Origin of the sequence: Vibrio sp. CCB-PB317 (assembly GCF_022808245.1) — a bacterium.
GTDB lineage: Bacteria > Pseudomonadota > Gammaproteobacteria > Enterobacterales > Vibrionaceae > Vibrio > Vibrio diabolicus.
Window position 1 is genome coordinate 743,094 of the sequence record NZ_JALGNU010000001.1, and the last position, 13,205, is coordinate 756,298.

Below are 13,205 nucleotides of genomic sequence, written 5' to 3' on the forward strand. Positions count from 1 at the left end.
ATTGGTAGTGATAATGCTTATGCATAGAGGGGCGCTTTGTCTCTTAAATTCATTAGCTCAACGAACATAAGGTTACTCAATTATGTCTAGAAGGATTCTGGTTGTTGAAGACGAAGCTCCTATTCGCGAAATGCTGTGCTTCGTACTTGAGCAGAAAGGTTACCAAGCGGTAGAAGCGGAAGATTACGATACTGCAGTAACCAAACTGGCTGAACCCTTCCCTGATTTAGTTTTACTGGATTGGATGTTACCAGGCGGCAGCGGCATTAACTTCATCAAGCATATGAAGCGAGAGGAATTAACGCGCAACATTCCAGTTGTGATGCTTACCGCTCGTGGTGAAGAAGAAGATAAAGTGCGCGGTTTAGAAGTCGGTGCGGATGACTACATTACTAAGCCATTTTCTCCTAAAGAGTTGGTTGCCCGTTTAAAAGCGGTGATTCGTCGTGTAACCCCGACCGCACTGGAAGACGTAATTGATGTGCAGGGATTGAAGCTTGATCCTGTATCACACCGTGTCACGGCTAATGATGCACCATTAGATATGGGCCCAACAGAATTTAAAATGCTGCATTTTTTCATGACGCATCAAGAGCGTGTGTACAGCCGTGAGCAGCTATTAAACAATGTTTGGGGTACTAACGTGTATGTCGAAGATCGTACGGTCGATGTTCATATTCGCCGCCTGCGTAAAGCATTGGAAGCCGCAGGTCATGATAAGCTGATCCAAACTGTTCGTGGTGCTGGATACCGCTTCTCGACAAAGGCATAAATTAACACGCAGCTTATCGGTACCATTTCTGGAGTTATGAGTGGTTGAAAGATTAACGTGGAAAAAGCTGGCCTGGGAGCTGGCTTTTTTTTACACCCCATGGGTGATAGTAGGTTGGATATTCGGTTATATGCCGTGGTTGCTTTTGGCAGCTACGGCATTGCAGCTTGTGTGGCATTTGCATAACCAAGTACGTTTATCTTCTTGGTTATGGGATGAAAAGCGCCTTACGCCACCGTCTGGTAGCGGTAACTGGGAATCTTTGTTCAATGGCTTGTATCGCTTACAGCAGCGCCAACGCCGTAAACGCAAAGAGCTTACTAATCTCATTCGCCGATTCAGAAATGGTGCGGAATCGTTACCCGATGCCGTCGTGGTGTTCCGTGCTGAAGGCAATATCGTTTGGTGTAACAAACTGGCTCAACACTTATTGGGTTTCCATTGGCCGGAAGACTCTGGTCAACCTATCTCCAACCTCATTCGTACGCCTGATTTTATCAAGTACCTCAACAAGAAAGACTTCTCTGAGCCATTGGAAATGCGCTCACCACTCAATGTCGAACGCATGCTAGAACTACGTATCGTACCGTATACCGAAGGTGAACATTTGATGGTGGTGCGTGATGTTAGCCAGTTAAAACAACTTGAGGGAATGCGCCGCAACTTCTTTGCTAACGTTTCTCATGAACTTCGTACACCAATGACGGTGCTGCAAGGTTATTTGGAGATGACAGAAGATCCTGACATGGTTGTGGGCCCAATGTGGAGCAAAGCGCATGGTGTTATGACGGAGCAGCTCAACCGCATGAACAGTTTGGTGAACCAACTACTGACGCTATCTAAAATTGAAGCGGCACCTATGCATGAGCTTGAAGATGTCGTGAATGTACCTGCGATGCTAGAAGTACTAGAAAAAGAGGCGGTCAGCCTAAGTGGGGACAACCAACATAAATTGAAATTTGATGTTGATGCTAGCCTACGTGTACTGGGCGATGATGACCAGTTACGTAGTGCTATCTCTAACCTCGTTTATAATGCTGTCAAATACACACCGCCTGGCGCGAACATTAATGTTCGTTGGTTCCAGACATCTCAAGGCGCATGCTTAGAGGTGGAGGATAGTGGTGATGGTATAGAGCCTCAGCACCTCCATCGACTTACTGAGCGTTTTTATCGCGTCGATAAAGCAAGATCACGCGATACCGGAGGGAGTGGGTTAGGGTTGGCTATTGTGAAACATGCGCTGAGCCACCATGATTCTCATTTGGAAATTCACAGTGAAGTGGGCGTGGGCAGTAAGTTTTCTTTTGTATTGCCTGAACGTTTGGTGGTGAAATAATGGCATTAAGAGTCGCAAAAGTGTTCAGTCTACTGGTTCTTGCTTGCTCCGGTATGGCTGTTGCTCAAGATAAACCATTGCCGAATTATCATAAAACGACTGGGATTGTCGGGAATTTGCTCTCTGTCGGCTCCGATACGCTTGCGGGCATGACAACACTTTGGGTTGAAGAGTTTAAATCCATTTACCCGAATATTAATGCGCAAGTCCAAGCGTCTGGCTCTTCCACGGCGCCCCCAGCATTGACCGAACAAACAGCTCAGTTTGGTCCCATGAGTCGCCCGATGCGTTTAAGAGAGGTTGAAGCGTTTGAACGTGAACATGGTTACAAGCCAACGGCGCTTAGGGTTGCGATCGATGCTATCGGTATTTTTGTCCATCAAGACAATCCAATTCAAGGGCTCAACTTTAGTCAGTTAGATGCTTTGTTTTCTGCAACTCTGCGCTGTGGTGAAAGTCAATTTGTCACAAACTGGCAGCAACTCGGTCTTGAATCACAGTGGGCAAAGCGAAACGTACAGTTGTTTGGTCGTAACTCCGTTTCTGGAACTTATGGTTACTTCAAAAGCAATGCCTTATGTGGCGGCGACTTTAAAACCCGAGTTAACGAGCAGCCAGGCTCCGCGTCAGTTGTGCAAGCTGTTGCGTCAACCATCAGTGGAATTGGTTATTCCGGTGTTGGTTATCGAGTAGCAGGCGTACGCTTAGTTCCGGTGGCAAAAACGGGGAATGACTATGTGACGCCAACGCGAGAACATATTGTTAGTGGTAAGTACCCACTATCACGTTACTTATATGTATATGTGAATAAGCACCCGGATTACCCATTAACACCAATAGAAGCCGAGTTTATTCGCTTTATTTTCTCCGCTCAGGGACAAGCGTTGGTTGAGAAAGATGGCTATGTACCCATTACAGCAGATTTTGCAGAAGAAGAATTAAAAAAAGTCGGCCTATAAGCCGACTTTTTGTTTAGGCGTGAACAGTGTGAGATCAGAAAGTGAGTGTCCACTTCGCGCTGCTCCATCGTTCTTGTTCTTCCTGTAAATCAGCATGAAGCAATTTGTTGTTTTCTAGCCATGCTTTATCTGTGCACGTAAGAATCCATTCATCATTTTTGATGGATAAAGTGATGTCAGGCAATGGATCTTCGTTACGCTGTCCATTTAATACGATAGAAAGTCGTAATATTTTGATGAGGCTTATCACGTCACTTTGTTTGTAGAGGTTGAAAACTGGCAGTTCTTGCAGTTTAAGTGCTTTGCGTTGGAAGCGGGCTAATGTTGCGAGCACTAATTGCTGTTCACGGTTGAAGCCTTGTAGAGTGGAATGCAACAGAATATAGAAAGAGTGACGATGGAAGCTACGTAAGTTGATACTTAATCCGACTTCATGAAGCAATGCTGCCCATTCTAGTAAGTCAAATAACTCACTCTTTTTCTTAATGCCTAGTTCAGAGCGCACCTGACATAACATCTCACGTGCATGGCCTTTAACACGAGCAGCATGCTCTAAGTCAACCCGGTGTTTGTTGGCTAAATTTTCAGTTGTGCGCATACGTATATCGGAGCGCGCAAAACGCTCTTCCATTTCGTACAACAGACCTTCGCGCAGAGCACCATCGGAGAAAAACATCTGCTCAATACGAAGTGCTTTGAAAATTGCGGACAAAATCGCCACGCCTGCCGCGAATACGGGCTTACGTTCTTCTGTTAAACCTGTCAGTTCAATCTCTTCAATTGAATCAAAATTACACAGAGTTTCAATAAGCGTGTCCAGTCTCTTCGCGGTGATCAGGCCATCTTCAAAACCTAATCCTACTAGCACTTCTTGAATCGCTTTGATGGTTCCTGATGAGCCGAGAGCGATATCCCAGCCTTTTTTACGGTATGCTGAAGCGATGGACTCGAGTTTTTGCTCGGCGGCTAACATCGCTTTATTAAAGTTTTTCCCAGACAGTTTGCCGTTTTTAAAATATTGCTCTGTAAAGCTGACGCATCCCATCTGTTTACTGTTGAGAAGCTCAGGTTCAAACTCTTGTCCAATGATCATTTCGGTACTGCCGCCGCCAATATCAACGACCAACTTGGAGTTTGACTCTACTTGAGTATGAGCGACACCTAAGTAAATCAAGCGGGCTTCTTCTTCCCCTGGGATGATTTCTATTGGGAAGGGCATCACTTCTTTCGCACGCTCAATGAATAGATGAGCATTTTTAGCGCGTCTTAGTGTGTGTGTCGCGGCGATACGCACATTCGACTCATCAAGCCCTTGCAGTCTCTCAGCGAACATGGCTAAGCACTCTAACGCACGTTCCATCGCGGAATGACTTAAGTTCAATTCACTGTCGAGTCCTGATGCTAAGCGAACACGCTGTTTATGACGGCTAACCAGTTGTAAGTCACTGCCTACAACCTTGGCCACCACCATGTGGAAACTGTTTGAGCCGAGGTCTATCGCGGCAATGTAGCGAGTATCTTGTTCAAGTATTTGAGGCATCTGAATTTTGTTTTCTAGTTTGCTTTTCTATATTTTTAAGATAGTCATAGATAGCGATTTGAGAACGAACTTTTTTGCGATTACCTCGTGGTACGTAAGCGTTACTCATTTCCTTATCTATAAAACGAGCCTTTACTGTATCGGTAAAATGGATATTCGTTATATCAATAATTCTCTGTTTCAAACGTGGATCACGGACTGGCGCCGCCACCTCAATGCGGTGATCGATATTTCTTGTCATCCAGTCAGCAGAGGAGATATAGACTTGCGGATCGCCATCGTTATGGGTAATCACCACGCGTGGGTGTTCCAAAAAGCGGTCAACAATACTGATGATCCGAATGTTGTCGCTGATTCCCTCAATGCCTGGTACTAAGGAGCACATGCCGCGAATGATCATATTTATCTTCACTCCCGCCGTACTTGCTCCATATAGCTTATTGACGATGCCTTTATCGACTAGGTTATTGACCTTGATCGTAAGGGCGGCTTTCTTGCCGAGCTTGGCATTCGCAATTTCATTATCGATCAGGCGGTAGATTTGGGTACGAGAATTACGTGGAGATACCATGAGGTGGTTGAACTTCACTGGGCGATATGGATTCTCAATGTAACCGAAGACATTACGAACTTCGTTAGTGATTTCTTGATCTGCGGTAAGGAGAGAGAAGTCGGTATAAATTCGTGCCGTCTTCTCATGGAAGTTGCCTGTGCCGATGTGCGCGTAGCGAATAATTTCTCCACCTTCACGGCGACTGATCATCAGTAGCTTTGAGTGAATCTTAAGGCCAGGCGCTCCGAAGATGACGTGCACACCAGCTTCGGTCAACACTTTTGACCATTCGATATTGGCTTCTTCATCAAAGCGAGCCTGCAGCTCCACGACCACTGTGACATTTTTGCCGTTGTGCACCGCATCAATTAATGAGTTCATCAAGCGAGAATCTTTCGCGACACGGTAAATGTTAATCTTGATACTAAGTACTTTCGGATCGAAGGAGGCTTGGCGCACCAACTCACTAATGTGGTCAAAAGTGTGGTAGGGGTAATAGAGTAGAATATCTTTCGCTTTAATCGCATCAAAGCTGTTAGCGTAACCTTCGAAATCGGCGCATTTCATTGGCGGAAGCGGTTTATTTTCAAGGTACTCTCGCCCAACATTTGGAAAAGCAATGAAGTCTTTAAAATTGTGATAGCGGCCGCCGGGGATAAGGTTATCGTAATTAGAGATATTGAGCTTGTTACAAAGAAACTCTAGCATTTGGGGCGGCATATCACGTTCGTAGACGAAGCGAACGGGCTTTGCTGTCAGTCGCTGATTGACACCTTCCGACATTTGTTCGAGCAAGCTGTATTCGATTTCGTTGCGTAAATCGTATTCGGCGTCACGCGTCATTTTCATCGCATAGCCGCTAAGCTCATCATAATCAAAAAAGCCTTTGAACAGCTCATCCAAACAGTGGCGGATAATATTATCAAGTAAGATGATGGTTTTTCGACGCTTTCCTTTCTGTTCTGGTACCATCACAAAGCGGGGAAGGTGATCGGTCGGAATTTCGATCAGAGCGTACTGATAATGTTCTTCTTTACGCAGTTCTACGGCGATGTAAGCGTACTCGTCTTTGAGAAATTGCAGAACATCGATCTCGTCTTTCATTAGGAGGGGAGTGATATGCGGCATGACCTCTCTACGGAAGTATTTCGCGATCCACTTTTGTTGCGATTCATCCAGTTGTTGTTCGTTGACCAAGAAAATGCGACGTCGCGCCATTTCTCGAATCAATTCGCTGTAAAGCTCATCAAATTGTTCGTTAAGCTTTAGTGCTTTCGACTGCATTTTGGTTAACAGTCGTTTAGGGCTATCACTACCACCGCGCTCTTGGCTGATTAGGATTCTGCGCTTCACGTCCGCAAAGCGTACTTTGTAAAATTCATCTAAATTGTTGGAAAAGATCCCAAGAAAGCGAATACGTTCGATCAAAGGGACGGTTTTATCGGCAGCTTCTTGTAATACTCGTTCGTTGAAAGACAACCAACTCAGTTCTTTTTCTATATATAGTTTTTCTGCGCTCATAACCTTACCTAGCCAAAAGTGAAGTAATACGTACTCATCTTGGAAAAATGGATGAGTGAGAACATTATGAGATTTTCATTACAGATTTATTTCATACCACGCATTGCATAAGAGTTGTATTCTTTTCAGGTGTTTAATGTGATCTGTAATATAATTGTCATCTTAACGACATATTCTAGTACTAAGTCAAAAAAGGTAGAGATTTAAATGGCACAAGCCGAGTTTTCATTGCAGGAAAAAGATAAGAAACGACTGATAAAAGATCGTTTAGTTCGACTTGCAGTGACATCCGGTGGCGTCGGCGTACTCGCGGCGCTTATTTTGATCTTTGTCTACCTCGCCATGGTGATCATTCCGCTTTTTTCTGATGCGGAGATCAAAACCAACCAAGCCATTCGAGCTACTCATATTGAAACACCACTGGCGATTTCGGTGGATGATTACGCTCAGCTCGCGTTCGTTCTAACCCAAAGTGGTGAGATTCAATATTTGTCGATGGACGATCCTACGAAACCTGCGGTGTATAAACAGCAAATCGTCCAGGAACCCGTCGCTTTCTCTCAATCTGCTCCTGGACTAGGTTGGTATGGGTATGTTGATGGGCAGGGTAAAGCGCACCTTTTCAAGCCTGAATTTAATGCCACGTTGAGAGAAAATACACGTCCTCCGGAAGTGATTGAGCTAGACACCAGCATGGATCTGACGCTGAGTACGCCTCAAGATCCTGTGACTCAGTTTGTGTTTGCAGCTTCAACGCCCTTACCAACAATTGTTTGGCAGACACAAAGCGGTGAAGTGAAGGCTCGTTGGCAAGTGGCTTCGTCTTTGGGTACACCTCCGACAACGATCGATTTTACGTTCTCTTCAGGCTTTGATGCACCTCAGCAAATGTTATTGACACCTGATGGTGAAACGCTTTATTTGCGCGATGGCTCTGAGCTGATCGTGTTGAAGAAAACCGCACGTAAATTTGCTGTGCGAGAGGTGGTCGACCTCACTCAAGGTGATAAGAAGCACTCCGTTCGTACAATGGACCTACTGGCTGGTGCTTACTCGCTTTTGGTGACACACAACGATGGTCGGGTGTCGCAATGGTTTGATACGCTGCAAGAAGAGAGACGCACGTTAACGCATATTCGTGATTTTAAATTGGCATCAGAGCTTAAGTATTTGTTGCCGGATTCTCATCGAAAAGGATTTTATAGCTTTTACACCAACGGCACGTTGCAAAGCCATTATACAACCAGTGAAAAACTGGTGTTGTTTAAGCGTGCTTACAATCAAGCGCCCGCAATCGCAGCAATGTCCAACAATGAACGCTACTTAATCACTTGGCAAAGTAATGAGTTAAATGTTGCGGAAGTGGACAATGCCTATCCGGAAATTTCCTTGTCCTCATTATGGCAAGAAGTGTGGTACGAAGGGTATCCTGAGCCTGAATTTGTGTGGCAATCGACCTCGGCGAGCGATAACTTTGAGGCTAAGTTCAGCCTAGTACCTATTGCGTTCGGGACGATAAAAGCGGCAATGTTTGCGATGCTGTTCTCAGTACCGCTCGCAGTGCTAGGTGCTATTTATACGGCGTACTTTATGTCGCCACGCATGCGTCGTGTCGTAAAACCGTCGATTGAGCTAATGGAAGCACTGCCGACGGTGATCATTGGTTTCCTAGCGGGGCTGTGGTTCGCGCCTATTGTCGAAGATCACCTGATTACGATCGTCGTCATGCTGTTTGTTTTGCCCTTGAGCACCATGATTATGGGCGGGCTATGGGCATTAATACCGCAACCTTTGCGTAATCGTCTGCCTAATGGTTGGCATGCTTTAGTGCTCATGCCTGTCATATTGGTACTGATTGGGCTTGGCGTGTGGATTTCGCCTACGATTGAGCAGACGTTCTTTGGTGGCGATATGCGCTTATTCTTAACCGAGCATGGTATTGGTTACGATCAACGCAATGCATTGGTGGTGGGGTTAGCGATGGGGTTTGCTGTTATCCCGACGATTTTTACCATCGCCGAAGATGCCATTTTCTCTGTACCGAAACATTTATCGGATGGTTCTTTGGCATTAGGGGCCACGCCTTGGCAAACTTTAATCTATGTTGTCTTGCTTACCGCAAGCCCAGGTATTTTTTCTGCCATTATGATGGGCCTGGGACGCGCTGTTGGTGAAACCATGATTGTGTTAATGGCAACGGGCAATACGCCATTAATGGATTGGAATCTTTTGGAAGGATTGCGCAGCCTGTCGGCGACCATCGCCGTTGAGTTGCCAGAGTCGGAAGTTGGAAGTTCGCATTATCGCCTGCTGTTCCTAGCTGCATTGATTTTGTTTGTGTTTACGTTTGCAGTAAACGCGCTTGCGGAGTGGGTTCGTCAGAGACTGAGAGACAAGTACCGTGCGTTGTAATAATGGTTTGAATAAAGAGCGAGTAATGACGTGTTAAATTGGATTCGTTCTGGCGCACCGTGGATATGGCTAACAGGCGGTGCAGTCAGCATCAGTTTGTTGTCGGTATTAGGGTTGTTACTCCTTATCGGCTGGAAAGGCCTGACTTACTTTTGGCCAGCACCCTTGTATCAGTGGAATGTTGCAGCGCTGACTCCTGTGCAAGGCGAAGTGCTACATGAAAATACTATTCTGATTGGTCAAGTGTATGAACGCAGTTTTGTACCGAAGAGTTATCTGCCTGAAAGCGCGGCGCAGCAATTAGAAGACGATGAAGACTTTGCTACGCGACTCAGTATCAAAATCGCCAACCGAGAGTTGTATCCTGCTGATTTTATCTCCGTATTGCAAATGCAGTTGGATGACCCAACGACGCCAAAAGAGTGGGCGGTGATAGAGCGCAGTAGCGGTGGTTATTTCTTTGGTAAGCTGGTGGCGTTTCAAGATGGCGATAATATATACACCAACGATATTCAATCAATCTTGAACAAAAAACTTGATGATGCAGAAACTCTGCGCCATGAGATTGACTCTTTGGTTGTCGATCAGCTTAAAGAGCTTGGTTGGAAGCTAGAGCAGTTGCGATTAGAAAAGCGCAAGCATGAGTTGAATGACACGCTGACAGAAAGCTTCTTAAAGGAAAACCAGACGAAAAAAGAGCGGATAGAGAAAGCTCTGGCGACGTTAGATTTACAGCTTGATGGCTTACGATTACAGCTTTCTGGCTATGCCCTGATTGTCGAGGATATGACGGGCTCACAAGTATCGATTCCGCTCGAAGACATTTTGGACTACTGGTACCCAAACCAAATGTCACTGCCTGATAAAGTCATGCACTGGGGGAAGCAGGTTTGGAAGTTTTTATCTGAAGATCCAAGAGAGTCTAACTCCGAGGGAGGCGTGTTCCCTGCGATATTTGGTACGGTTTTCTTAGTACTTATCATGTCGATCATTGTGATGCCACTTGGGGTGATCGCCGCTATCTATCTGCATGAATACGCTAAGAATAACGCTCTAACCAGGGTTATTCGTATTGCAGTTATAAACCTAGCGGGTGTTCCATCGATTGTTTATGGCGTGTTTGGTTTAGGCTTCTTCGTTTATACGATAGGTGCCTCTATCGACAACGTATTCTATGCGGAGAAGCTACCGGCACCAACCTTTGGTACGCCGGGTTTGTTATGGTCTGCACTAACTCTTGCCGTGCTGACGCTTCCAGTTGTGATTGTGACGACAGAAGAAGGTTTAACTCGTATTCCGAGCTCAGTACGACATGGTTCTCTGGCGCTTGGTGCAACTCAGTTCGAAACACTATGGCGTGTGGTTTTGCCTATGGCGACGCCAGCTATTATCACAGGGCTCATCCTTGCGATTGCGCGTGCAGCTGGCGAAGTAGCGCCACTGATGCTGGTGGGGGTCGTGAAATTGGCATCCAGTTTACCGGTTGACGGGCAATTCCCTTATGTGCATTTGGATAGAAAGTTCATGCATTTAGGTTTTCACATTTACGATGTTGGCTTTCAAACCTCCAACATCGAAGCTGCGCGACCATTAGTTTATGCCACCTCTTTCTTACTCGTGACAGTGATTGTCGGGCTAAACTTAACAGCAATCAGTATTCGCAATAATTTACGAGAAAAATACAGAACGTTAGGACAAGATTAAGTATGTTTAATTTTGATAGTACATTAGGTTATGAGCCACCATTGGACGTTCATAATTTAACGGATGAACAAACAGCCATCTCAATCGAGAACCTTAATCTGTTCTATGGTCAAACTCAGGCGCTGCATGATATTTCGATGCGAATTCCCAAAGGGCGAGTCACCGCTTTTATCGGTCCTTCAGGGTGTGGAAAGTCGACGTTATTACGTTGCATCAATCGCATGAACGACTTAGTGGAAGGGTGTCGAGTCACAGGCAAAGTGCGTCTACATGGCAAGAATGTTTATCATCCCAATGTCGATGTTGCGACACTTCGACGCCGAGTGGGGATGGTGTTTCAAAGACCCAATCCATTTCCTAAGTCTATTTATGAAAACGTAGTTTATGGCTTACGCTTACAAGGTGTAAAAAACAGCCGCAGTTTAGATGACGCAGTGGAGCGATCCTTGCGCTCGGCGGCGTTGTGGGATGAGGTCAAAGACCGCTTGCATGAGAACGCATTTGGTTTATCTGGTGGTCAGCAACAGCGCTTGGTCATTGCGCGCGCGGTGGCGATTGAGCCGGAAGTCCTGTTATTGGATGAGCCGACATCAGCGTTGGATCCAATCTCAACTTTAACTATTGAAGAGCTTATCAATGAGCTTAAGACTCAATATACTGTCGTTATCGTTACCCATAACATGCAGCAAGCGGCGCGAGTGAGTGATCACACCGCATTCATTCATATGGGTAAGTTAATTGAATACTCTGACGCGGACTCGATCTTCACCTCGCCAATGAAGAAACAGACCGAAGATTACATTACGGGTCGATACGGTTAAGTCGCGACTCTATACGGAATAAGGAACATCATGCACTTTGGACGTCATATTTCAGGGCAGTTTAACGTAGAGCTAGAATCGATTCGTACTCATGTATTGACCATGGGTGGCTTGGTAGAACAGCAGCTTTCGTATGCTATTCAAGCCTTGCATAAAGAAGACATCGAACTGGCGCGTAAGGTTGTGCGTGACGATCATAAAGTGAATGCGATGGAAGTCTCGATCGATGACGCCTGCACACGCATTATTGCTAAGCGTCAGCCAACGGCAAAAGACTTGCGCTTAATCATGGCTATCATCAAAACGATCACTGATTTAGAACGTATCGGTGACGTGGCGACACGCATTGCTTACGTTGCCATTGAAAGCCCATCATCAAAAGAACGACAGTTCCAAGTGTCGTTAGAGCCTCTCTGCCGTCAGGCTATTAATATGCTGCATCAGGTTTTAGATGCGTTCGCCCGCATGGATGTGGAAGCGGCAGCAGAGGTGCACAAACAAGATGACAAGCTAGATGCCGAATATGAAGCGGTAATTCGTCAGTTGATGACCTACATGATGGAAGACCCAAAAAATATTCCCAACATTCTGCAAGTGATGTGGTCTGCACGCGCGATTGAACGCGTGGGGGACCGTTGCCAGAACATCTGTGAATACATTATTTACTTCGTGAAAGGGAAAGATGTACGCCATCTAGGTGATCAAAGCATTGATGACGTACTGAAGTAACTGATTTCAATAAATAGACCAGCTTTTAGGCTGGTCTATTTATTAGGGAGAGGGAAAGCACGTCAATATTTATCAGGAACGAAGGTCTGATCATCAATGGGCGCTCTGACGTAACCTTCTTTATTGAGTTCAGGTAATTCGATGGGTGAGTACTCAAGTGCTTTGTAATCAATCTGGCTAAGTAAATGACTGATGCAGTTCAAGCGCGCTTTCTTTTTCGAGTCAGAGGGCACGACCCACCAAGGACAGCTCTTCGTATCTGTGTAAGCGAACATTTTATCTTTTGCCTCAGAATACTCGACCCAGCGATGACGTGACTCCAAATCCATTGGGCTGAATTTCCAACGTTTAATCGGCGTATTAATTCGACCTAGAAAACGTTTTTCCTGCTCTTCGTCTGAAACCGAAAACCAATACTTAATCAGAATAATCCCAGAGCGTTGCAACATTCTCTCGAATTCAGGGCAAGAGCGTAAAAACTCCTCGTATTCGTCTGGAGTACAGAACCCCATGACTTTTTCGACACCCGCTCGGTTATACCAACTTCGGTCAAATAAAACGATTTCACCAGCAGATGGCAAATGAGCGACGTAACGTTGGAAGTACCATTGCGTTTTTTCTTTTTCTGTCGGTGCAGGCAGAGCCACTACGCGACAAACACGCGGGTTTAGCTTTTCTGTAATTCGCTTTATCACCCCGCCTTTGCCCGCAGCATCACGGCCTTCAAACAGAACCACCACTTTTAACCCTTTGTGTTTGACCCACTCTTGAAGTTTTACGAGCTCAACTTGAAGGTTTTTGAGCTCCTTTTCGTATTCCTTTTTCTTCAATTTAGACATACATCTTTCCTCACTC

9 protein-coding genes and 2 pseudogenes are annotated in these 13,205 nt (G+C 45.6%); 8 read left to right on the forward strand and 3 right to left on the reverse strand.

Annotated features, from left to right (window positions below):
* Positions 1-82 precede the first annotated feature (82 nt).
* Genes phoB through MTR11_RS03500 form a run of 3 tightly spaced genes read left to right on the forward strand, consistent with a single transcriptional unit; the run spans position 83 to position 3,070 of the window.
* Positions 83-772 (forward strand): phosphate regulon transcriptional regulator PhoB, encoded by a 690-nt coding sequence (gene phoB, locus MTR11_RS03490; protein ID WP_005381752.1) that lies wholly within the window; start codon positions 83-85, stop codon positions 770-772.
* A 40-nt stretch (positions 773-812) separates the two neighbouring features.
* The gene (gene phoR, locus MTR11_RS03495) at positions 813-2,111 is read left to right on the forward strand and encodes a phosphate regulon sensor histidine kinase PhoR (protein WP_048626037.1); all 1,299 of its coding nucleotides are present in this window, start codon (positions 813-815) and stop codon (positions 2,109-2,111) included.
* Positions 2,111-3,070: a PstS family phosphate ABC transporter substrate-binding protein gene (locus tag MTR11_RS03500; protein WP_237312538.1), complete on the forward strand. Its 960-nt coding sequence runs from the start codon at positions 2,111-2,113 to the stop codon at positions 3,068-3,070. The genes phoR and MTR11_RS03500 overlap by 1 nt, the downstream gene beginning before the upstream one ends.
* A 34-nt stretch (positions 3,071-3,104) precedes the next feature.
* Here MTR11_RS03500 and ppx read toward each other — a convergent pair whose 3' ends face one another.
* Complete coding sequence (gene ppx / locus MTR11_RS03505) at positions 3,105-4,610, reverse strand: exopolyphosphatase (protein WP_243327021.1); 1,506 nt, start codon at positions 4,608-4,610, stop codon at positions 3,105-3,107.
* Positions 4,594-6,684 (reverse strand): polyphosphate kinase 1, encoded by a 2,091-nt coding sequence (ppk1, locus tag MTR11_RS03510; protein ID WP_243327022.1) that lies wholly within the window; start codon positions 6,682-6,684, stop codon positions 4,594-4,596. The genes ppx and ppk1 overlap by 17 nt, the downstream gene beginning before the upstream one ends.
* A gap of 207 nt (positions 6,685-6,891) precedes the next feature.
* Here ppk1 and MTR11_RS03515 point away from each other — a divergent pair, with 207 nt between their 5' ends.
* The 5 genes and pseudogenes from MTR11_RS03515 (at position 6,892) to phoU (ending at position 12,350) form a co-directional block, all read left to right on the forward strand.
* Positions 6,892-9,096, forward strand: coding sequence for an ABC transporter permease subunit (locus tag MTR11_RS03515; protein ID WP_243327023.1), 2,205 nt, complete (start codon positions 6,892-6,894; stop codon positions 9,094-9,096).
* A 30-nt stretch (positions 9,097-9,126) separates the two neighbouring features.
* A pseudogene (locus MTR11_RS24210) lies at positions 9,127-9,358 on the forward strand (phosphate ABC transporter, permease protein PstA); the annotation flags it as partial.
* 65 nt (positions 9,359-9,423) lie between these two features.
* Positions 9,424-10,800, forward strand: a pseudogene (pstA, locus tag MTR11_RS03520) (phosphate ABC transporter permease PstA); the annotation flags it as partial.
* Positions 10,801-10,802: 2 nt separating this feature from the next.
* The gene (gene pstB, locus MTR11_RS03525) at positions 10,803-11,621 is read left to right on the forward strand and encodes a phosphate ABC transporter ATP-binding protein PstB (RefSeq protein ID WP_005381745.1); all 819 of its coding nucleotides are present in this window, start codon (positions 10,803-10,805) and stop codon (positions 11,619-11,621) included.
* Between the two features lie 30 nt (positions 11,622-11,651).
* Entirely contained in the window at positions 11,652-12,350 is a 699-nt protein-coding gene (phoU, locus tag MTR11_RS03530) for a phosphate signaling complex protein PhoU (RefSeq protein ID WP_005381744.1), read from the forward strand.
* 62 nt (positions 12,351-12,412) lie between these two features.
* Here phoU and ppk2 read toward each other — a convergent pair whose 3' ends face one another.
* A complete protein-coding gene (gene ppk2 / locus MTR11_RS03535) occupies positions 12,413-13,189 on the reverse strand; it encodes a polyphosphate kinase 2 (protein ID WP_047010197.1) in 777 nt (258 codons plus the stop codon).
* Positions 13,190-13,205: the final 16 nt, after the last annotated feature.

Excerpts from the sequence above, each read along its gene's own strand:
- MTR11_RS03500 (WP_237312538.1), top strand. The coding sequence starts at position 2,111 with ATGGCATTAAGAGTCGCAAAAGTGTTCAGTCTACTGGTTCTTGCTTGC.
- phoB (WP_005381752.1), top strand. The coding sequence starts at position 83 with ATGTCTAGAAGGATTCTGGTTGTTGAAGACGAAGCTCCTATTCGCGAA.
- MTR11_RS03515 (WP_243327023.1), top strand. The coding sequence starts at position 6,892 with ATGGCACAAGCCGAGTTTTCATTGCAGGAAAAAGATAAGAAACGACTG.
- ppx (WP_243327021.1), bottom strand. The coding sequence starts at position 4,610 with ATGCCTCAAATACTTGAACAAGATACTCGCTACATTGCCGCGATAGAC.
- ppk2 (WP_047010197.1), bottom strand. The coding sequence starts at position 13,189 with ATGTCTAAATTGAAGAAAAAGGAATACGAAAAGGAGCTCAAAAACCTT.
- phoU (WP_005381744.1), top strand. The coding sequence starts at position 11,652 with ATGCACTTTGGACGTCATATTTCAGGGCAGTTTAACGTAGAGCTAGAA.
- pstB (WP_005381745.1), top strand. The coding sequence starts at position 10,803 with ATGTTTAATTTTGATAGTACATTAGGTTATGAGCCACCATTGGACGTT.
- ppk1 (WP_243327022.1), bottom strand. The coding sequence starts at position 6,684 with ATGAGCGCAGAAAAACTATATATAGAAAAAGAACTGAGTTGGTTGTCT.